At 57.3% G+C, this 20,596-nt stretch carries 21 protein-coding genes and 1 riboswitch; of the genes, 2 read left to right on the forward strand and 19 right to left on the reverse strand.

Annotation, left to right across the window (positions count from 1 at the left end):
• Positions 1-2 precede the first annotated feature (2 nt).
• The 18 genes from cobS to KQX66_RS23250 all read right to left on the reverse strand — a co-directional run bounded on the left by cobS (position 3) and on the right by KQX66_RS23250 (position 17,659).
• The gene (cobS, locus tag KQX66_RS23165) at positions 3-845 is read right to left on the reverse strand and encodes an adenosylcobinamide-GDP ribazoletransferase (protein ID WP_308647264.1); all 843 of its coding nucleotides are present in this window, start codon (positions 843-845) and stop codon (positions 3-5) included.
• Complete coding sequence (gene cbiB / locus KQX66_RS23170; RefSeq protein WP_216795186.1) at positions 824-1,804, reverse strand: adenosylcobinamide-phosphate synthase CbiB; 981 nt, start codon at positions 1,802-1,804, stop codon at positions 824-826. Before cbiB ends, cobS begins: the two co-directional genes overlap by 22 nt.
• Before the next feature lie 254 nt (positions 1,805-2,058).
• Positions 2,059-2,604: a bifunctional adenosylcobinamide kinase/adenosylcobinamide-phosphate guanylyltransferase gene (gene cobU, locus KQX66_RS23175; RefSeq protein WP_216795275.1), complete on the reverse strand. Its 546-nt coding sequence runs from the start codon at positions 2,602-2,604 to the stop codon at positions 2,059-2,061.
• A gap of 29 nt (positions 2,605-2,633) precedes the next feature.
• Positions 2,634-3,716: a nicotinate-nucleotide--dimethylbenzimidazole phosphoribosyltransferase gene (gene cobT, locus KQX66_RS23180; RefSeq protein WP_216795187.1), complete on the reverse strand. Its 1,083-nt coding sequence runs from the start codon at positions 3,714-3,716 to the stop codon at positions 2,634-2,636.
• Positions 3,713-4,495: an ABC transporter ATP-binding protein gene (locus KQX66_RS23185; protein WP_216795188.1), complete on the reverse strand. Its 783-nt coding sequence runs from the start codon at positions 4,493-4,495 to the stop codon at positions 3,713-3,715. Before KQX66_RS23185 ends, cobT begins: the two co-directional genes overlap by 4 nt.
• Before the next feature lie 54 nt (positions 4,496-4,549).
• Positions 4,550-5,590, reverse strand: coding sequence for a FecCD family ABC transporter permease (locus tag KQX66_RS23190; protein ID WP_216795189.1), 1,041 nt, complete (start codon positions 5,588-5,590; stop codon positions 4,550-4,552).
• A gap of 1 nt (position 5,591) precedes the next feature.
• The gene (locus KQX66_RS23195; protein ID WP_216795190.1) at positions 5,592-6,617 is read right to left on the reverse strand and encodes an ABC transporter substrate-binding protein; all 1,026 of its coding nucleotides are present in this window, start codon (positions 6,615-6,617) and stop codon (positions 5,592-5,594) included.
• 180 nt (positions 6,618-6,797) lie between these two features.
• Positions 6,798-6,998: riboswitch (cobalamin riboswitch) on the reverse strand.
• A gap of 44 nt (positions 6,999-7,042) precedes the next feature.
• Positions 7,043-7,561: a hypothetical protein gene (locus KQX66_RS23200; RefSeq protein ID WP_216795191.1), complete on the reverse strand. Its 519-nt coding sequence runs from the start codon at positions 7,559-7,561 to the stop codon at positions 7,043-7,045.
• Positions 7,562-7,686: 125 nt separating this feature from the next.
• Complete coding sequence (locus tag KQX66_RS23205) at positions 7,687-7,956, reverse strand: aspartyl-phosphate phosphatase Spo0E family protein (RefSeq protein WP_010497004.1); 270 nt, start codon at positions 7,954-7,956, stop codon at positions 7,687-7,689.
• Positions 7,957-8,090: 134 nt separating this feature from the next.
• Complete coding sequence (locus KQX66_RS23210; RefSeq protein ID WP_216795192.1) at positions 8,091-9,284, reverse strand: aminotransferase class I/II-fold pyridoxal phosphate-dependent enzyme; 1,194 nt, start codon at positions 9,282-9,284, stop codon at positions 8,091-8,093.
• A gap of 16 nt (positions 9,285-9,300) precedes the next feature.
• Positions 9,301-9,777 (reverse strand): Lrp/AsnC family transcriptional regulator, encoded by a 477-nt coding sequence (locus KQX66_RS23215; protein WP_216795276.1) that lies wholly within the window; start codon positions 9,775-9,777, stop codon positions 9,301-9,303.
• Positions 9,778-10,058: 281 nt separating this feature from the next.
• Positions 10,059-10,361, reverse strand: coding sequence for a hypothetical protein (locus tag KQX66_RS23220; protein ID WP_216795193.1), 303 nt, complete (start codon positions 10,359-10,361; stop codon positions 10,059-10,061).
• Between the two features lie 393 nt (positions 10,362-10,754).
• Positions 10,755-11,684, reverse strand: coding sequence for a cysteine synthase A (gene cysK / locus KQX66_RS23225; protein WP_216795194.1), 930 nt, complete (start codon positions 11,682-11,684; stop codon positions 10,755-10,757).
• Positions 11,685-11,757: 73 nt separating this feature from the next.
• Positions 11,758-13,068 carry an MFS transporter gene (locus KQX66_RS23230; RefSeq protein ID WP_216795195.1) on the reverse strand — a complete coding sequence of 437 codons (1,311 nt, stop codon included), beginning with the start codon at positions 13,066-13,068 and terminating at the stop codon, positions 11,758-11,760.
• Positions 13,069-13,195: 127 nt separating this feature from the next.
• Positions 13,196-13,705 (reverse strand): hypothetical protein, encoded by a 510-nt coding sequence (locus KQX66_RS23235; RefSeq protein ID WP_216795196.1) that lies wholly within the window; start codon positions 13,703-13,705, stop codon positions 13,196-13,198.
• Positions 13,706-13,902: 197 nt separating this feature from the next.
• The gene (locus tag KQX66_RS23240; RefSeq protein ID WP_216795197.1) at positions 13,903-14,325 is read right to left on the reverse strand and encodes a DUF350 domain-containing protein; all 423 of its coding nucleotides are present in this window, start codon (positions 14,323-14,325) and stop codon (positions 13,903-13,905) included.
• Between the two features lie 89 nt (positions 14,326-14,414).
• Positions 14,415-15,095: a PspA/IM30 family protein gene (locus KQX66_RS23245; protein WP_216795198.1), complete on the reverse strand. Its 681-nt coding sequence runs from the start codon at positions 15,093-15,095 to the stop codon at positions 14,415-14,417.
• A 176-nt stretch (positions 15,096-15,271) separates the two neighbouring features.
• On the reverse strand, positions 15,272-17,659 hold the full coding sequence (locus tag KQX66_RS23250; RefSeq protein WP_216795199.1) for an endonuclease MutS2: 2,388 nt from the start codon (positions 17,657-17,659) through the stop codon (positions 15,272-15,274).
• Between the two features lie 193 nt (positions 17,660-17,852).
• Here KQX66_RS23250 and KQX66_RS23255 point away from each other — a divergent pair, with 193 nt between their 5' ends.
• On the forward strand, positions 17,853-18,221 hold the full coding sequence (locus KQX66_RS23255; RefSeq protein WP_216795200.1) for a phage holin family protein: 369 nt from the start codon (positions 17,853-17,855) through the stop codon (positions 18,219-18,221).
• A 60-nt stretch (positions 18,222-18,281) separates the two neighbouring features.
• Here KQX66_RS23255 and KQX66_RS23260 read toward each other — a convergent pair whose 3' ends face one another.
• Entirely contained in the window at positions 18,282-18,899 is a 618-nt protein-coding gene (locus KQX66_RS23260; protein WP_216795201.1) for a LysE/ArgO family amino acid transporter, read from the reverse strand.
• A gap of 159 nt (positions 18,900-19,058) precedes the next feature.
• On the opposite strand from KQX66_RS23260, the gene KQX66_RS23265 reads away from it, so the two are divergent.
• On the forward strand, positions 19,059-20,516 hold the full coding sequence (locus KQX66_RS23265) for an aminotransferase-like domain-containing protein (protein ID WP_216795202.1): 1,458 nt from the start codon (positions 19,059-19,061) through the stop codon (positions 20,514-20,516).
• The last annotated feature ends 80 nt before the right edge of the window (positions 20,517-20,596 follow it).

The raw sequence follows: 20,596 nt of genomic DNA on the forward strand, positions 1-20,596 counted from the left end.
TCCTATCCCTTAATCAACACAAGCACGAGCAGCAGAGCCGCTTCCAGCAATTCGTTCATCGCGCCGTACGTATCGCCCGTCAGTCCGCCTAATTTCCGGTGAATCGAAACGCTCATCAAAACCCCTGCCCCAATTGTCACGGCGAGCAGAATACCTACTATACCTACCATATGCCAAAACGGAAGCGTAAGCCCTCCGAATGCTTCTCCCGCCGCAACAACGCATAATGACAGCAGCAGCGCCACCAGTCCCGAGCCTGCGGCATGCCCGGCCCCGACACCGCGAAAAAAGCCGCCCATTCCGCTTCCTGCCTGACGCGCATACGGCCAGCAGGCTATTCCTACGACCATGTACCAACGGGTCCACAACGGAACCAGCGCCAAGAGGAGCCACAGCTTCCCCTGGCTGCCAGTTGCCACAGCAGGCAGCAGCTCCGTCAGCAGCGACCATTTCAGCAGCAGCACCAGCACGGCGGCGATGACGCCCATCGCGCCAACCCGGCTGTCCTTCATGATTTCCAGCATTCTCTCACGCGAACGGTGGCTCAAGATGCCGTCGGCCGTATCCATCAGCCCGTCAAGATGCAGCGCCCCGGTGAGCAGCACCCAGATCCCGAGCAGCAAAGCGGCTGCCGGAAGCGGGGGCAGCAAGCTGGTCAGCAGCAGACCGACTGCCGCTATGATCAGTCCAAGCACCAGCCCGACAAGCGGATAAAAAACGACGCTCCGCCGAAACAAAGCGTCGTTATAATCCAGCTTCACCGGTACGGGCAATCGGGTTAAAAATTGAAACGCAGCCGCGCAGGCTTCGCCCCAAAGCCGCATCAAACGAATAAAAGCGCGCACAGCAATCCCCCCGCAATGACGTAACTGACTCCGTACAGCATGCGCACGGTCCGCTTAATATCTTCCCGCGTGCGCTCCCGCAGCGGCCAGCCCATCCGGGCCCGCTCGCTTGTCCGGCCGTGATATACGTTCACGCCCCCAAGCTCGATGCCGAGCGCGCCGGCCACCGCCGACTCCGGAATCCCGCTGTTCGGACTCGGATGCAGCCGCGCAAACTTCAGGACGGCTTTCGCCGCGCGAATGCCATCCAGTCCCGGACTTGCAAGCGCAACCAAGACGAGCAGCCCCCCGGTCAGCCGCGCCGGAATCCAGTTGAGCACATCGTCGAACCGGGCCGAGGCCCAGCCGAAGTGCAGGTACTTCTCATTTTTGTAGCCGACCATCGAATCCAGCGTATTCGCCGCGCGGTACAGCATCGCCAGCGGAGCTCCGCCGAGCAAAGCAAACAAGATCGGCGATACGACGCCGTCTACGATATTTTCAGCGACCGTCTCTACGGTCGCCCGCGTAATCTCCGGCTCGTCCAGCCGCGTCGTATCCCGTCCGACGATATAGCCGACATATTTACGCGCTTCATCCAGACGCCCTTCGACCAGCGGGCGATAGACCGCCATAGCCGCATCCTTCAGTCCTTTGATGGCGATCGTGGTCGAAATGAACCATGTGTTCACCGCATAGCCGAGCCACGGATGCACCTGCGACGCGGCCCAGACGATGAAATACATCGCGCCGAACGCCAAGCCTACCGTCGATACGGTAAGCGCAATGCCGCGCCAGCGTACGGCCCACTTGCCGTGAACGCCGGCCGATTGCGCCCCGTCCGGCCACAGCCGCTTTTCCACGGCGGAAATCCATCGCCCGATCCAGATCACGGGATGCGTCAGCCAGCGCCATGACGGATCGCCGAGCACCCAATCGATGACGATGGCGGCCAGCACCATTGTTAGCGTTTCACTCATACTTTGGTGGGTGTATCTCTTTGTTCGCTCCGCTTGACTTCGTCAAAAGTCGCTCTCAAAGAGATACACCTCCTCCCTATAAAAGACTAAAAAGCTTGACGCGCCGCCTTACAGGGCGCTTATTTTTCATGCGCTGCCCGCGGCGGGCATGGAGCCGGGCATGATTCTTGGTTCGCTCCGTTGACTTCGTCAAAAGTCGCTCCCAAGAAAAACGCACCCACCCGCCCAAAAAACAAAAGCTAAACCGAAAACCCCTACAGCTTAAAAGCTAGGCTCTTAAGTTCAAGAGGAATGCCCGAGGCGACAAGGAATACCTGATCGGCCTCGCGGGCAAGACGTTGGTTCATCCGTCCGGACAAATCGCGGAACATGCGTCCGAGCTTATATTCCGGTACCAACCCGGCTCCGACTTCGTTTGTCACGAGAACGGTCGGCTGCTTCACCGCCGCGAAGACGGCAGCCAAGCTGTCGATCTTCGCTTCGAGCTGCGCTTCCGCATCCGGCTCCTGTTCCAGCCGCAGCAGCCAGTTCGACAGCCAGAGCGTCAGGCAGTCGACGAGCACGACCGGCGCAGCCGAGCGTTCGAGCAGCTCCGCCAAGGCGAAGGGCTCCTCGGCCGTCGTCCAGCGGAAGCCGCGCTCGCTGCGCGCTTGGCGATGCAAGTCGATGCGCCGCCGCATTTCGTCGTCATACGCTTGCGCGGTGGCGACGTATAAGCCCTCATGACCCAGCACCGCCGCGTACTTCTCGGCAAAGCCGCTTTTGCCGCTGCGCGCCCCTCCGGTTACAAGCACTTTCATCGGCGCGTTTCCTTCCCGCTGACCGGCATTCATATGCCTTCCCGCTCCGCTGCGCCCGAAACTCCGGCATCCGCGAAGGTCGCCATCTCCTTCATAATGCGGACCGCCGCTTCGATCATCGGGAAAGCCAGCACCGCGCCGGTGCCTTCGCCCAGCCGCATATCCATGCGAAGCATCGGCGTCAAGCCGATCTCCGTGAGCAGGCGCTCATGGCCCTGCTCCTGCGAGAGATGCGACGCGATCATATACGAGACGCTGAGCGGCGCCAGCCTCGCCGCAACCAAAGCCGCGGCCGACGAGATGAAGCCGTCGATGACGACGGGGATGCGGCTCTGCGCCGCACCGAGAATCAGGCCGACCAGTCCGGCGATCTCAAGGCCGCCTACCTTGGCGAGCGCATCGAGCGGATCGGAAGCTTCCGGCCGGTTCGTTTCAATCGCCCGGCGAATGACCGCCTGCTTGTGCCGCAGCCGCTCGTCGTCGATTCCGGTTCCGCGTCCAGCCGCAGCGGCGGGATCGGTCGCTCCGAGTACAGCCAAGAGCGCCGAGCTGGCTGTCGTATTCCCGATGCCCATCTCGCCGGTAGCGAGCAGCCGATAGCCTTCGCCCGCCAGCTCCCGGGCCAATTCCACGCCGACCATGACTGCGGCTTCCGCCTCCGCCCGCGTCATCGCCGGTCCTTTCGCCATGTTGGCGGTTCCCATGCGAATCTTGCGCGAGCGCAGTAGTGGATGCGACAGCTCGGCGTTGACGCCGATGTCCACGCAAACGACATCCGCCCCGGTCTGCCTTGAGAGCACATTGACGGCCGCTCCGCCGTTCAGGAAGTTGAGCACCATCTGCGGCGTCACCTCCGCCGGAAAGGCGCTAACCCCTTCCTCGCATACGCCATGATCTCCCGCCATCACGACGACGGCTTTTCGCGTCAACTCCGGCATGACCTCGCCATGAATGCCTGCAAGCTGCTTCGCGATTTCTTCCAGCCGGCCGAGGCTGCCCGGCGGCTTGGTCAATTGGTCCAGTCTGCGGGCCGCCTCTTCCATGATCTCCGCATCAAGCGGCCGAATGTCCGATAACACTTGTTGTAACCGGCTTTGATCCGACACGGTCATTCCCCTTTTCCGAGCAAAATTTGCGGCACTCCGCTGTCCGGGTGCCGAAGCACGTACGGACGCGTGCCGTAGACGTTCTCCAAAAGATCGGCGCGCAGCACGTCCTCCGGCGTGCCGATTCCGGCTGCCTCGCCGTTATAAAGCAGCATAAGCCGATCGCAATACTGCGCGGCCAAGTTCAAATCGTGCAGCACCGATATGACGGTCATCCCGCATTCCCGCTGCCATTGACGAACCTTATCCATCAGGTCCACCTGGTACCCGATGTCCAGAAAGGTCGTCGGTTCGTCCAGCAGCAGCAGCTTCGGCTCCTGCGCCATCGCTTTACCCAGCGCCACCCGCTGCCGCTCGCCGCCGCTCAACCCGTCGACCGTACGTTCCTCCAAGGGCCTGAGCTTCAGCCAATCAAGAATTCGCTCGATTAAAGCTGCGGAATCCCCGGTCTCGTCCCCCAACCAGTTTTGGTACGGATAACGTCCCATCTCGACGATTTCGCGCACCGTGAACCCGAGCGGGGGCAGCGCATCCTGATGCAGCACGGCGAGCTGCCGGGCCAGCTCTTTGCGGGAGACGGCTTCCACCAAACGTCCGTCCAGCTTCACCGTTCCGGCGTCAGCGCGCTCGGCGCCGGATATCATATGCAGCAGCGTCGACTTCCCGCTGCCGTTCGGGCCGAGAATGCCGAACCATTCGCCCGGCTCTACCGAGAAGCCGATCTGTCGAAGCACCGGCCTGCCGCCGAACGCCTTGGCTGCCTGTTCCACTTCCACCCGTATCACCCGCTTGGCTCCCCCCTTTAATTCCCCCTGACTTTTGACACAGCAGCTCCGGCTTTATCTTCCCCGAATCGCCCGCTTCCGCCGCCGCAGCAAATAAGCGAAGAAAGGCGCCCCCATAAAAGCCGTGACGACGCCTAGCGGAATTTCCGTCGGGCTAAGCAGCGTACGCGCCAGCGTATCCGCCAACACGACATAGATGGCGCCTCCGATGAGCGACAGCGGCAGCAGCAGACGGTAGTCCGGACCGACCAGCAAACGCAGAAGATGCGGCACGAGCAAGCCGACAAAAGCAATGACGCCGGACACCGATACCGCAGCCGCCGTTATCAAAGTAGAAGCGATCAAGACGACGAGCTTCGTCCGTTCCACGTGAACGCCCAGATGGGCCGCCTGCCGCTCGCCAAGAGCAAACAGATTCATGGCCCGCCCGAATCCGAGCAATATCGCCGCTCCGACGGCCAGATAAGGAAGCAGTATAAGAGAATAAGACCATCCGCGCAGCGCCAGACTGCCCATCATCCAAAATACGATTTCATTGATGACCTGCTTGGACATCGAAACCATCAGCGAAACGAACGAGCCGAGAAATGCCTGCATCACGACGCCGGACAAAATAACCGTTTCCATCCGAAGCTTGCCTTCCGTCCGGGCGAGCAGCAGCACCGCGCTCAGCGTAAGCGTCCCTGTCGCAAACGCGACAACCGGCACGCTCCATTCCCCGAGCAGCGAAAACTGCAGCCCGAACAGTATCAGGAAGGAAGCCCCTACGGATGCCCCCGACGAGACGCCGAGCGTGTACGGATCGGCAAGCGGATTGCGCAGCACACCCTGGAATGCCGCGCCCGCCAGCCCGAGCGCCGCCCCAACCAGCAGTCCCAGCGCCACCCTGGGCAGCCGCACCTTCCATATAATCTGCTCCGACGCCATGCTCCAGGTTTCGGGGATGCGCTCGCCGGGCCATGGAAGTTGATGCAGGAGGATACCCCACACGTGCCCGAACGGCACGTTAACCGAACCGACGGACAGGGCAGCCGTCGCGGACAGCAGAAGCAGGACGATGGCGCCTCCGCCCCATATCCACAGCTTACGCTTCATTTTATTTCACCAGATCCGGATAAATCCCTTTGGCAATCTCTACAAGCCCGGCCGTAATGCGCGGCCCCGGACGGCTGATCAAATCTTTGTCGACACCGGCCAGCTTGCCGGACCGGACCGCTTCGATTTTGTCCCAGCCGCTGCGTTCGCGGATCAACTGGTCCATCGGCTTTTTCGACTTGTCGTCAATAATGCCATTGGGGTAAATGATCACCTGTGGATTATCCGCGATAATTTTCTCTTCGCTGATTCGAACATAGCCCTTTTCACTGCCGGCTACGTTGATTCCGCCGGACAGCGTGATCAATTCGTCGATAAATTCGCCTTTGCCGACCGTCCAGCCCGGGGAAAATTCGATGAACACCTTTTTCTTCTGCTCCGGCTTCAAATCCTTCACGGCATCCACGACTTTCTGACGGTCGGCTTTCATCGAATCGACGAGCTTTTGCGCCTGCTCCTGACGGTCGAAGATTTGCCCCATCATCAAGAGGTTGTTCATCACGTCGTCCAGCGTTTTCGGCTCGACCTTGAACATGTTGATTTTCAGCTCGCGCAGTTTGTCGACCACCTGCGTCTTCATCGACACCCCGGTCATGACCAGATCCGCATTGGCCCCGATCAACGCTTCTTCATTCGGCTTGACGATGCTGCCCATCTTCGGCTTCGCCTTCGCCTCCGCAGGGTAATCGCAGAAGTCCGAGACGCCGACCACCTTATCTCCAAGACCCAGAGCGAAGAGCGCTTCCGTTTCACTCGGCGAGGTGGATGCAATTCGCTCCGGCGCCTTCTCAAACACGAACTCCTTGCCCGTAGCATCCTTCACCTTCAAAGGATACGACGTTCGCTTGGCGGTCGACGCCGCCCCATCCTGCTTCGTGCCGTCGGCCTTCGGCGGGTTGGCCAGCTCTCCCTGCCCCGGCGTCTTCGCCGCACTTCCACAGCCGGCCAGCGATGCGGCCAACGCCAAGCTCAAGATCGCAGCTAACCATGTTTTACGCAAACTCTTGGTGGTAAGTTTAGCTTTCATCTTCCAAAACTCCTCTGGATATATGGTTTATTTTGTTTCCGCCTAAAACGAAAAAGGCCCTTCACCCCTGGAGCATCTCCAGGGAAAAGAGCACAGACGGACCGCCGTCCGCGATCCGCCTGTCCAAAGACGGCACACCGCCTGCCGGCTGTCCGATTCCGCTCCTTTTCCTCGAAGGACGCTTCGCTTGCCGTTCGGGCAGGTTTCCTGGCTTACGGGCTTCCTTCCGGAGCTCCCCGCCTTCCCGCTTGGCATCAAGCAGTGGCTTCCCGGAGAGCATTCGCCCGTTCACAGTGGCGGGACCGCGCCGGAGTCGCACCGGCTTCCCTTTTAACTCGCAGGCTTCCTCCGCCCGCAAGCACCCGAACCGCTATTCGATTATTCGTCCGCCGCCGGCTCCTACATGGAGCCTGCCTTACGAACGATTACTTTTGCGCAATGATTTTTAACACTTGCTTTGCTTTTTCTGGGTCTGGAGCATTCTGCGGAATGAACGCAAACAGATCCTTGCCGTTCAATTGAAGCTCCGTGAACCAAAGAGACTTCTCCATCGGGATGCCATACAGATGCTTCTCCTTCTTGTCGCCCACGGGAATTTCCATGACGCCTTCGGCAAAATCCTCCGGCTTCGCCACGTCGTCAAGCGACACGTATCCGCCTTGCTGCCCCATACCCTTGAACTGCTCGGCCGGAATAATCAATACCCCGTGCCCTCCGGCGGCAATCTCGACCATCATTTTCTCGAGCGAAAACAACGGCGACGTCACGACTTGTACGGTGGGCGCCTGTCCGATTTTGCTCTGCAGCGACGCTTGCAGTTTTTCCCCGATTTCCGTCGGAATGCCGCTTTTCCCCATCAAAAATACTGTCACGTCCGCCTTCGGTCCTCCGCAGCCCGCGAGCACGAAGATCAGCAGCAAACCAAGAAGCCATCTCCTTCGCATCGTCCCTTTGTCTCCCCCTCTATCCGTGCCGCCGGAAGCCCGTCTCCGCAGCTCTCTATCCTTGTATCTTACCATAGTCGGGGCCGCGCTTTCAAAGCTTTTTCGACAAAGCAAAAAGGGACCACTCAACGTCGGTCCCCTTTAGGGCGATTCATATATTCATTGATTTTAATATCCAACTGCATGCTGATTTCGACAACTTCAGGGGACGTGAGGCTGTTCCCGTTCTGTACAAGCTGTTCCAGCTGACGCCGGAGCTTGTAGATGTCATCTTCCAGCGAAACGGCGGCTGAGGCCTGTTTTCTTTTTCCAAAAGTCCACTTGGCCTTGTGCTCGCTGTCGCGAATCCAGCCGACGTTCAAATATTGCCGAAGCTGATATTCCGGAAAAGCCATCCCCATCCCTCCCACCGGGTCGTCGTCATCAGACCTAAGCTGACAAGTTTTTATAGGTAAGTCATAGATTTAACCTTTTATACCTATAAGATACCAGTTTTTGGGGGATTTGAAAATGATTTATTTTGACGAAATTACAACTTTTTTATGAAATTTCCAATCCTGTCGATTGCTTCTGTCAATTGATTGACCGATGTCGCATACGAGCAGCGGATAAAGCCCTCGCCGCCAAGGCCGAATACTTGCCCGGGCACCGCCGCGACCTTGGCCTCAAACAGCAGCCGCTGCGCGAATTCCTCCGAAGTCAGTCCCGTGGACTGGATGGAAGGGAAAGCGTAGAACGCGCCCTGAGGCTCATGACACGGCAGGCCGATCTCCCGGAAGCCATGGACGACCAAACGTCTCCGCTGGTTGTAGGACTCGACCATCTTGTCCTTCTCCTCCATCCCGTTCGTGAGCGCTTCGAGCGCAGCCACTTGCGCCATGGACGGAGCGCACATGACCGTATACTGATGGATTTTCAGCATCGCCGAAATGAGATCTTGATGCCCGCAAGCATACCCCATCCGCCATCCGGTCATGGCAAACGCCTTGGAGAAGCCGCTCACGAGAATCGTGCGGTCCCGCATGCCGGGCATCGACGCGAAGCTGACATGCTTTTGCTCGTAGGTGAGCTCGGCATAGATTTCGTCGGAAATGACGATCAGGTCGTTCTCCTCCACAATTTTCGCGATCGGCAGCCAGTCCTCGTACGTCATGATTCCGCCGGTCGGGTTGCTCGGGTAACACAAGATGAGCACCTTCGAGCGGGGCGTAATGACCGCTTTCAGCGCTTCCGGCTTCAGCTTGAACTGGTCCTTGGCGAACGTTTCGATTCCGACGGGAATGCCTCCGCTGATCCGCGCGATCGGACTATAGGAAATGTAAGTCGGTTCCGGAATCAAAATTTCGTCTCCCGGGGCGATCAAAGCGCGCAGCGCAAGATCGATGGCCTCGCTGCCTCCGACCGTCACCATGACCTCGTCCGACGGCTCGTAGAGCAGTTGGAACGATTCGTACAAGTACTCCGCGATCGCCTCGCGAAGCTCGAGCAGGCCGGCGTTAGGCGTATATTTCGTATTCCCCCGCTCCAATGAATAAACGCACGATTCCCGGACATGCCAAGGCGTGTGAAAATCAGGCTCCCCGACGCCAAGAGAAATAATATCCTTGCTCCCGCTTACCAAGTCAAAAAACTTGCGAATCCCCGAAGGCGGAATTTCCTGCACGAGCGGCGCCAAATACCCGTGCATTGACTTGACCTGCTGTACCTGTTTTGACTCAATCATTGCTTTTCAGCGTCCTTTACGGCGAGATTAAAAGACGGCGGTCATCCTCATGATCTTCAAAGACGATTCCGTCTTGCTTGTATTTTTTAAGAATGAAATGCGTTTTGGTCGAAAGCACACGGTCGATCGGAGAGAGCTTGTTGGAAACGAACGACGCCACTTCCTTCAGCGTCTTCCCTTCGATTTCCACCAGCAGATCGTAAGCCCCCGACATCAAATAAACCGATTTGACTTCCGGATATAAGTAAATGCGCTCGGCAATCGCATCGAAGCCCCGTCCTCGCTCCGGCGTAATCTGCACTTCGATCAAGGCGGTGACCTTCTCGTTATCCACCTTGGCCCAGTTGACGACCGTCGCATATTTCACGATCACGTTCGCTTCCTCCAGCTCGCGGATCGCTTCCGCCACTTCGGCTTCGGACTCCCCCAACATAGTCGCAATCAGAGCCGGCGTACGTCTAGCGTCTTCCTTCAGCAGCTCGATGATTTTCATTTTGAATTGTTCCAATGACAACGCCCTCCTACTAGATATACGAAGCAAACGGCCTCACCCGGCGAATCCACCGTGAGCCGGGAAGCCTGCGGGGTCGCAGCCTCGCAACGAGTGCCGGAACCGATGGCTTATTACTCCATATTACACCCGTCAGCCACGCTTTGGCAAAGTAAAATTATGCGGGCCCGCATCCCGCGGCTAACGGAAACCATCTTCCCGTGCATAGCAAAAAACCTCCGAAACCCATTCGGAGGTCAATAACGGCTTATGGCAAGCCCGTATCAGCAATGGCAATGACTCTCTACCGGGGAAACGGCCAGCAGCTTGCGCATATAGGCTTCGATTTCCCGCCGTTCGTAGCCGGGCTTGATTTTGCATTCAAACGCTTGCTGTCCGATACCGTCGCCTACCAGCCGCCCAAGGCCGACCAGTACCCCTTGATCATAGGCCGCAATGACAGGGCCCCCGTCGCATAAAGCTTCGTAAGCCAGCGGCCGGCGCTCGCCGGTCCGTTCGGACACGGAGTCTATCAACTGCTGAAACTGCGCTTCGCCCGGAAGCTCGTTATGCAGCGCGATTTTCATCCTTGGCTCCCTCTCTTCCATACTGCTTTTCAATGTCGAGATTGATCTCTATTGATTATTATACATTTAATTGCATATTTATTCAACATATCCGACGGAGTTTGCAAATAAAATAGGCTTGTCCTTTGTCGGACAGCCTAAAAGTATCGAGGAAGTGGACCATTGAGATAATAGAGGTGCACGAGGGGGTGGGGTATCTACTTCCGGTCGCTGTTGTCATCGGGAAATTTGATTGGAAGCCGCTTATTAGCGGATATTTCCCGAAGACAAAGGCGAACGCTATCGCTCCTCCAGTAGATACCCCACCTCTGTATATTTCTCTATTTTTGAATAAGACCACTTCTCGTTAAAACAGGCCTGCCCTTATCGGACAAGCCTGTCTTCCCTATCGGATCAAAAGATCCCCATGCTCAAATAGCGCTCTCCGGTATCCGGCGCAATGCACAGCACACGCTTGCCGCGGCCGAGCTTGCGGGCAATTTGAAGCCCCGTCCAGACCGACGCTCCGGCGGACGGACCGACCAGAATGCCTTCGAGACGCGCCAAGTCCCGCGTCGTTTGCAGTGCATCCTCGTCGGATACCTGCACGATTTCATCGTAAACGCCGATGTTCAAAATTTTCGGCACGAAGCCGGGGCTTGTGCCTACGAGCTTATGGGGTCCCGGCTCGCCGCCTGACAGAACCGGAGAGCCTTGGGGCTCGACGACGTAGATTTGCACTTCCGGAAGCTTCTCGCGAAGCACCTCGCCCGTGCCTGTAATCGTGCCGCCCGTACCGGCGGTCGCGACGAATGCATCGAGCCGCCCTTCCATCTGCTCGATGATTTCCAGCGCCGTCGTCGTCCGGTGAATGTCCGGATTCGCCTTGTTCTCAAACTGCTGCGGGATGAAGCTGTTCGGAATTTGCGCCTGCAGCTCCACCGCCTTGCGGATCGCTCCTGGCATCCGCTGCTCAGCGGGCGTCAGGACAACCTCCGCTCCGTACGCTTTCAGCAGGTTAATCCGCTCTTTCGTCATGTTGTCCGGCATGATCAGAATCGCCTTGTAGCCCTTGGCCGCGGCGTTCATCGCCAAGCCGATCCCGGTATTGCCGCTGGTCGGCTCGATAATCGTCGCGCCCGGGCCGATCAGGCCATCCTTTTCCGCCTGCGCGATCAAGTTGAACGCCGCGCGGTCCTTGACGCTTCCGCTCGGGTTGAAATATTCCAGCTTCACATACAGCTCCGCATCGTTTTCCCCAACCAGCCTGCGGATGCGCACGGCCGGCGTATCGCCGATCAGCTCCGTAATGCTGTTCACCATTTTTCCGTTAGTTCTCTTCATGCTGCCTGCCGCTCCCTTCCCTATCCCTCTTATTTTATCGGGAAGGTATGTTTTTAGCAAGCTGCACGGGAGTTCACGCCATCTCCGCTTTGCGCATCCAATACCATACGGCGAGCGGCGAGCTGCCGATGCCTAGCAGCAGCCAGTTCATAGCGGCAGGCGACTTGGTAAGCGAAACGACGGCAATAAAAACAGCGGTGCCGAGCAATCGGCCCGCATTCAGTGCGAGCTCCCGCATGACGATGTATTCCTCCCGCTTCTTCACGCTCTCCTCCTCCCGCCCGATGAGATCGAAGACGATGGAGGTCATGGGAATGCCGTATAGCGGATAAAAGACGGCCGCGCCTACCCCGAACAGCAGCAGCGTGACGAAATTGACCTTCCAAAAAAACGGCAAAATGACAAGCACCAGCATCACCGCGCCGAGCAGCATCGCTCTCCCCCGAAATCGGGGCTTCAGCAGCTTGCCCGCCACCAAAAAACTAAGCAGCGCTACCGCGGAAGTAATGAGCGAGAAATTGCCCAGCGACATCTCACTCCCGGTATGAACATATACCAGCAGTCCGATCATGAAGCCGAACACGCCCTCCCGGACGCCTTGGGCCGCAAGCGCAAGCCCGACCTTGCGCCAAGCCGTATCCTGATGTCTCAAGCACCGCCAGGCGAGAAACCATTCGTAGGTCCCGGACGTTTTACGCTTTTTCAGGAAAAAGCTGAAGATCACCCCGACCACAAACACAATCAGCGACAAGGTAAAAATGAGCCGATACCCCGTCGCCGCATGCATCCGGACAATTAAAAAACCGGAAATCCAGGGCGCGATCATCCCCGCCCCCGATCCGAGCAGTCCCGCCCATCCGTTGAACCGGTCGCGGTCGTCCGGGCCCGTCACCTCGAAATAGACGACGTTGAATGCAAGCCAGAACAAGCCCGATGACAACCCCTGTATGGCTCCCAGCAGCGCGAAATAGTCTGCCGCCCTCCCTCCGAACCACAGCACCAGCATGTAAAAGACCGCCGCAATTGCAACCCCCGTGCGCAAGCAGTTCATTTTGTTATGTTCTTTAACCCATTTGCCCGCAATCCAGAACGTTAGCGCCATCGTCAAATGATGAATGAGCGTAAACCATCCGATAACCGTAAAATCATGCTTCGCTTTCCATAGATACACATTGACGAACGTGCCGGAAAGGGCATTGGCCACGGCAAACAAACCGTTCACCGTCAGCAGAAGCCGGGATTGCGCCGACAACGGGCCGCCTTTTTTCTTCTTCGGCTTTCCGCCGGCCGGGCCTGCCTGCTCGATATCCCGCCAACTGTGCTCCTCCGCACGATCCTTGCCTCGCACCCAATCGTGCGGAAAATGTTTAGCTCCGGAATGCATGCTCTCACCTTGTATCCGTAATGTCTTAGTTAAGCTTCCCTGTTCGACGGAAATCATGAATGAAAGCCAAAAAAAGGAACCCGGAAGCCGGCAAATGCCTGCTTTCGAATTCCTTTTTTCGTCGTTCTTATTTCTTGGCTCCATGCTCCCGAAGCTGCTCGACTAACGCGAGCCGGTCCGTTTCCGCGAGCTGCCGCTCGACCTTGAAGCAGGACGGGCACAAGTAAACCTGAACGCTGAATGACGCTTGCAGCAGCGGCTTGCCAAGCGCCGGATGCACGAACGGAACAAAGGCTTCCGAAACCGGTTCGGTGCCGGCCAGCAGCATAAAGCTGTGGCAGGAAGAACATTCCGGCGCTTCCTCTTGACTGTCCAGCAGTTGCTGAACGCCTTCTCCGTAGTCATCTGCCAGCTGCAGCTCCTCGTCCGACAGTTCCAGGTCATCATTCAGCTCTTCCTCATCGTCATATTGGATGCCCGAATCGGAACTCTCCATTTTCAGATTAATGCTCCGGTAATCACTCAGCTCGTTGAAGCAGTGCGGACACTCCTCTTCAGGACCGATTTCCGGGTCCCATACGATCTCCGTGTGACACCACGGGCAAACCTGATTCTCTGATTGCGACAAACGCGTCATCCCCCTTAGCGGCGGCGGGTGAAGGTCCGCTTACGCCTTCACGCTATGCAAATTTAATAAAATAGTAAACGCCCGCGCCCAAAAAAACAAGCGCAAGCGCAAATAAGGTGCCCCATAAATATTTCACAAGGACTCTTCCTCCTCCGGTCTTGAAGAACGATCCGATTGTGGCCGGCCCTCTTCGCCGGCCCCCGGCATCAGGTCACGCTAGCGCCGATAACATAGGACAACGATACCGAAATTACCATGGATAGAAAGCCCACGGCCCGGTTGTCCTTCTGGATTTGCTCGTCGATTTTGAAATACGGCGTCAAAAACTCAAAAATAAAATAAGCCGCCAGCAGCAGTAAAAAGCCGTACCCTGCCCAAATCAACGAATGCAGCACCGAATCGTTATTCAAGATCGCAAAACGGAACAGGTTGCAGATCCCGAATATTTTGCCCCCGGTCGCCATTGCTACCGACAAGTTACCTTTCTTGATCTCGTCCCAATCCTTATACTTGGTGACAAGCTCGAAAATCGCCAAAAAGACAATCAGCGCCAGCACGGCGATCGAAAAAAACGCCAGCGTCTCAACATAAGGGTTGCTCAACAAAAAATCCACCTCTTTATCCGCCATATCGATCCACCCTGCCTTTCGCCTCAATCAAGTTGAGTTTTAACACCGAAGAGACTGAAGGCGCAGAGCCTTCAGTCTCCATATGTTGCTTACTCCGCTTGCTTCTTGGCCGCCAGCTTCGCACGAAGCGCTGCCAGTTCATCGTCGACGCCGTCGTTTTTGCTGAGCGCTTCGAACTCGTCGTCAAGGCTCTTGTCTTTGGAGCGCAGCTCGTTGCTCGCTTCGGCTTCCGCCTCAAGCTGCATCACCTTTTGGCTCATCCGGTCGAAGCCTTTTGCCGCATTGTCGGTACCAAAGCCGGTCATTGCCTGGTTGATTTGCTTCTGGGCTTTGGCCGCTTCTGCACGGGCTACCAAAATGTCCTTTTTGTTCTTCATTTTGCTGAATTCGTCCTTCATCTCGGACAATTGGTTGCGCAGACGGTCGGCGTTGGCTTTCGCCGTATCGTATTGCTGCTTCATTTCGTCGTAGCGCAATTGATGCTCTTTCTTGTCCTGCAGCGCGCGGCGGGCCAAATCCTCGTTGCCGGATTCCAGTGCCTTGAGCGCTTGCTCCTCGCGCTTTTGAACCATTTCTTGCGCTTCCTCGTACTGCTGCTTGAACTTCTTCTCGATCGCGATTTGCTTGGCAACCGCCGACTCGGCTTCCAAAATATCTTCTTCCATATCCCGAAGGAATTGATTGAGCATTTTTACCGGGTCTTCCGCTTTGTCCAGAAGATCGTTAATCGAAGCCATCGTCATGTCACGCAGTCTTTTGAAAATTCCCATGTTAAAATTCCTCCTGTACGATTGTTTAAATATCGCTTCAGCCTGCAGAGCTTCACAAACATCGATGCTTACACTCGTATATACGGAAGATGCGGGCCGGAGTTTCAATGTCGAATCAAATTTTTTCAAAGGATAAGTGCGGGCCCGCTGCGACCGGAAGGAAGAGCGGGCTTCTTCTATTTCAGCTCGGCTACCGTGACCCCTGCGCCGCCTTCGTTGTAAGCTCCCATCCGGAAACTCTTGACATGCTTATGCTTGCGCAAAAACTCTTGAATGCCGGTCCGCAGCACGCCGGTGCCTTTACCATGAATGATGAACACCTGTCCGAAATTGGCCAAGTACGATTCGTCCAGGAAACGGTCCACTTCGATGATTGCCTCTTCCACATTCGCCCCGCGCAAGTCCAGCTCCATCTTGGCGTTCTCGTCGCGCGTCCGCTTCAGGCTGGAAGTAGCCTGCTGCTGCGGTTTCTTCTGGGCGGAGGCTTGCTTCAGCAGCTCCAGGTCCGCTTTGTTCACTTTCATCTTGAGAATGCCGAGCTGTACGGTCACTTCCGTCTCGCTCACCAGCTCGACCACATGTCCCCGCTGGCCAAGATTCGTCACCAGCACTTCGTCGCCCGGCTCGATCCGGTCGGCCTTTTTGCGCGGCGCGCCGGCCTTGGACTTGCTTCGGAGCTCGGGAGCGGCATCGTTCATCCGCCGTTTTAGCTCACTGAGCTTGTGATCCTTCACCCCGCCCGCTTCCTCGCGCTGGATTCTGCGGAGCTCGGTGATGATCTCGTCGGCTTCGCGGCGGGCTTTCGCCACCGCCTCCTGTGCCTCGCGCTCCGCACGCTCGAACAGCTTATCCTTCTGCTCATCGAAGCGCAGGCGTTCGGCGGCAAGCTGCTCGCGCAGCGTTTCGACTTCGCGGCGGTTGCGCTCCGCCGATTCGCGCTCGGCCTCAGCCTGCAGCCGGTTCTCTTCGAGCGTGGCGATCATCGATTCGACGCGCTGATCCTCCTCGCCGACCTGCCCCCGGGCATGGTCGATAATGGTTTTCGCCAGACCGAGGCGCTCCGCAATCGCGAACGCGTTGCTTCGCCCCGGAACGCCCACAAGCAGCCGATACGTCGGGCGCAGCGTCTGCACGTCGAACTCCATGCTGGCGTTGATGACGCCCTGCCGGTCAAAGGCATACGCCTTCAGCTCGCTGTAGTGCGTCGTTGCTACGATCCGGCAGCCCATCCGGTGCATATGCTCCAAGATTGATATCGCCAGCGCCGAGCCTTCCGCAGGGTCGGTTCCGGCCCCGAGCTCGTCAAGCAGCACAAGGCTCTTGGGCGTCATTTCTTTGAGAATCCGGATAATATTGGTCATATGACTGGAGAACGTACTGAGGTTCTGCTCGATGCTCTGCTCGTCCCCGATATCCGCATAGATCGCATCGAACACGCAAAGCTGGCTGCCCTCCTCGGCCGGAACGAACAGCCCCGCCATCGCCATGAGCGACAGCAGACCGATCGTCTTGAGCGAGACGGTCTTGCCGCCCGTATTCGGTCCGGTCACAATGATCGTCGAATAGCGGTTGCCCAGCTCCACGTCAAGAGGAACGACTTTTTCCGCAGGAATGAGCGGATGCCGTCCGCGCTTGAGCTTGATGAAGCCTCGGTCGTTGAGCAGCGGCAGCGTCGCTTTCATCTCGCGTGCGACGCCCGCTTTGGCGAAAATAAAGTCAAGCTCCGTCAGCGACTCTACGTTGACAAGCAGCGTATCCGCGCTATCCGCTACGAGGGCGGACAGCATGCGGAGAATTTTCTCGACTTCCGCCTCTTCTTTCAGCTTTAATTCGCGTACGCGGTTGTTCATTTGCACGACCGCTTCCGGCTCGATAAACAGCGTCGCCCCGGAAGCCGATTGATCGTGGATCATGCCGCCAAAATGACCGCGGTATTCCTGTTTTACGGGAATGACGTACCGGTCTCCCCGGATCGTTACCAGATTGTCCTGCAGCATCTTTTGGATGGACGGCGTGCGCACCATTTGCTCCAGTCGCTCGCGGGCTTTCGATTCGCTCGACCGCAGCTCTTGACGGATTTTCAGCAGCTCCGGGCTTGCGGTATCCATGACCTGCGCATTTTCGTCAACGCACCCGCGAATCCGTTCTTCCAAATCTTTATGGTCCGTCATCGGCTCGAGCAGCTCAAGAAGCAGTGGAATGCTGTAATCCTCATTCGTCGCTTCTAGAAACCTGCGCAGCCTGCGGCCGCCTTGACTCGTCATCGCAATATCCAGCAGCTCGACCGGGTTCAGCATGCCGCCGATCCGCGCCCGATGGACCGCAGCCCGGATGTCGCGGATGCCGCCGAACGGCGCTCCGCCCTTCAGGCGGTCCACGTTGACCGCTTCGTCAGTCGCCTGAAGCCTGCGCTTCACTTCATGAAAATCGCCGCTCGGTTCAAGCTCTTCCACCCGGCCTTTGCCGAGCGAAGTCGCGGCATGGTTCGCACAGCGCTCGAGCACCGCCCGGAAATCCAGCGTCGCCAATATTTTTTGATTGTATGATGTCTTGTTCGTATTCATCGCTTTCGTTTTAGAAACCTGCCTTTCTTACCGGAAAAAGCTCTCCATTGCTATTATATCCAAGTCCGGGTAGTAAAGCTAATGAATTTCCGCTAAGGATTGCCATTCATAAAGCCAATGACTTGGGAAAACCTATAAGGTGCACCGAAAGCGTTTGACGAAACCCGCAAAGACACGAAGGAGGAACTGCACGATGCACTTGCTTGGACATCTCGTCAGGTTTATCGTTTCCGCATTAATGCTGCTGATTGTCAGCTGGATCGTTCCCGGCTTTAGGGTCGGAGGATTCTGGAGCGCCTTTTTCCTGGCCTTGGTTATCGCGATCGCAGCGTGGGTCATTGAAGGAATTTTTGGCAGAAGGATTACTCCGTTCGGCCGGGGGATTGTCGGTTTTCTAACAAGCGCGCTGGTCATTTGGCTCGCCCAGTTTATCGTGAGCGGCGTATCGACAAGCATTATCGGTGCAATCCTGGCTGCCTTGGTTATCGGAATCATCGACTTGTTCATTCCGGTGAAAACACCGTTTGAGCAGGGCCGTTCCGGCCGTGGGAACGCCAAGTAAGCAAGTCGGCCGCAGGCAAAAGCATCTGCGGCCGATTTTCTTCGTTTTCACGGAATACGGTCAAATAAATAAGGAGTAAATCAAATAACATGCCGTCCCCCAAATCATCAGAGCCGATATCCGGTTCAACCAAGCATGGAAACGTCCGGAAGTAACCAGCTTTCCGGTCATCCGACCGACGCTGGCCATCCCGATAAACCACAGCCACGATACGACGATCGCCGCAGCGGTAAACCCGACTTTGTCCGCTCCCGCATAGTTCAGCGAGCTCGTTCCGATCACGCCGACAGTATCAAGGATCGCATGCGGATTAAGCAGCGAAATCGACGCCGTAAAGGCAATTTGCTTCGAAATCCGGAACGATTCGGGCGAGCTTTGAATAGACGGTCCGGAAGCGGAAGCGGCTTTCCAGGCGTTCCAGCCCAAATAGAGCAAAAATGCGGCGCCCGCGATGAGCAGCACCGTCTTGACCCAAGCAAACGCCAGAATGACGACGGAAACGCCTAAAACGGCGGCCAAAATCAGAATCGTGTCGCATAGAGCCGCTGTGATCGATGCAGACAGCGCAAGGACGAACCTCCGCTGAACAACCCCTTGCTGAAAAATAAACAGGTTTTGCACCCCCAATGGGAGGATCAATCCCAGAGCTAAAACAAATCCGTGCAGTACCGCTTGCATGCCCTCTCTCCTCCTGAAGCTATCTGAATAAATCCGGTCTTCCTCCATCATACCTCCCCCGGCGGAAAAGTCTTCAACCAAACGGTTGGTTGAGTACCCAACCAAAACGATCTTTGCTACAATCGGAGTAACCGATTTCGTACGGAGGGATGACCGCTGATGTACCGCATCGACTGGCAGCCGGATGACAGTTCGCCGCTGCCGCTCTATCTGCAAATCAAAACCTATATGAAACGCAAAATCGAAAACGGCGAATGGCCGGTCGGCAGCCGCATCCCGACGCAGCGGCAATTGGCCGAGGCGCTCGATGTCAACCGTTCCACCGTCGTTACGGCGCTTCAGGAGCTGATCGCCGACGGGCTGCTTGAAGGCGACGGTCGCCGCGGCACGAAGGTGGTGAACAATCCGTGGTCTCTGCTAACCTCGCGCACCCCGCCCGACTGGGATTCGTATGTCCAGGCCGGCTGGCATCGGCCGAATCTGCCGACCATCCAAACGATCAATGAGACGGAATTTCAAGCCGGCATGATCCGTTTAAGCACGGGAGAGCCGTCTCCGTCGCTGTATCCGCAGCCGTTGCTCGGGGAGGTGTTCGGCCGCCTTGCCTCCCGCATTCACACGCTCGGGTACGAAGAGCCACGCGGGCTGCTGCCGCTGCGGGAGCAGCTAAGCCGCCACCTGCAGGCGCTCGGTATCGTTGCTTCTCCGGCCTCCATCCTGATCGTCTCGGGAGCGCTGCAAGCCCTGCAGCTTATTTCTCTCGGACTCGTCAAACCGGGAGCCACCATGATCACGGAGAGCCCCTCCTACCTGCATTCCCTGCATGTCTTTCATTCTGCCGGGGTCCGGTTGGCGGGGCTGGAGATGGATTCGGAGGGCATTCGCATTCGCGGTTTGACTGAATTGAAGCCCCAGCCGAACCGGATGCTGTATACGATTCCGTCCTTCCACAATCCGACGGGCATCGTCATGTCGGAGCGGCGGCGCGTCGAGCTGCTGCAGGAATGCGAGCGGCTGCAGCTGCCGGTGATCGAGGATGACGTCTACCGCGAGCTATGGCTGGACGCCCCGCCGCCTCCGCCCTTGAAAGCGCGCGATCCGAACGGCCTCGTCCTTTACTTGGGCAGCGTCTCCAAGACGGTCGGCCCGGGCCTGCGCACCGGCTGGATCACCGGGCCGGAGCCGGTCATCCGGCGGCTTGCGGATCTCAAAATGCAGACCGATTACGGGTCAAGCTCGCTTTCTCAATGGGCGCTGACGGAATGGTTCGAACGCGGCTTTCATGAAGAGCATTTAAGCCGGGTGCGTATCGTATTAAGGCAAAGACGCGACGACGTGTTGGACATGCTGCAGAAGCATTTATCGGGGCTTGCGGTATGGAGTGTGCCCGCGGGCGGCTTTTACATTTGGCTGCGAATCGTGCCTCCCGTCTCGATGAATGCGCTATTTACTCGTGCGCTCCAGGAGGGCATCTTGTTCAACCCCGGGACGGTGTACGACTCGCTCGGCGGCCCCTATATCCGGCTCTCTTATTCCTATGAATCGGCGGAACGTCTGAATTTTGGCCTTCGGAAGCTTGCCGGATTGATCCGGGAACTGAGCTCCCAGCCAAGGTAAGGTTCGGCAGGGAATGACACGATGTTTTCATATTGTTGTCACCGCTCCGACACAGCCATAAGGCCGGCGGTTGCTGTATC

Origin of the sequence: Paenibacillus oleatilyticus, from assembly GCF_018998565.1 — a bacterium.
Lineage (GTDB): Bacteria > Bacillota > Bacilli > Paenibacillales > NBRC-103111 > Paenibacillus_G > Paenibacillus_G oleatilyticus.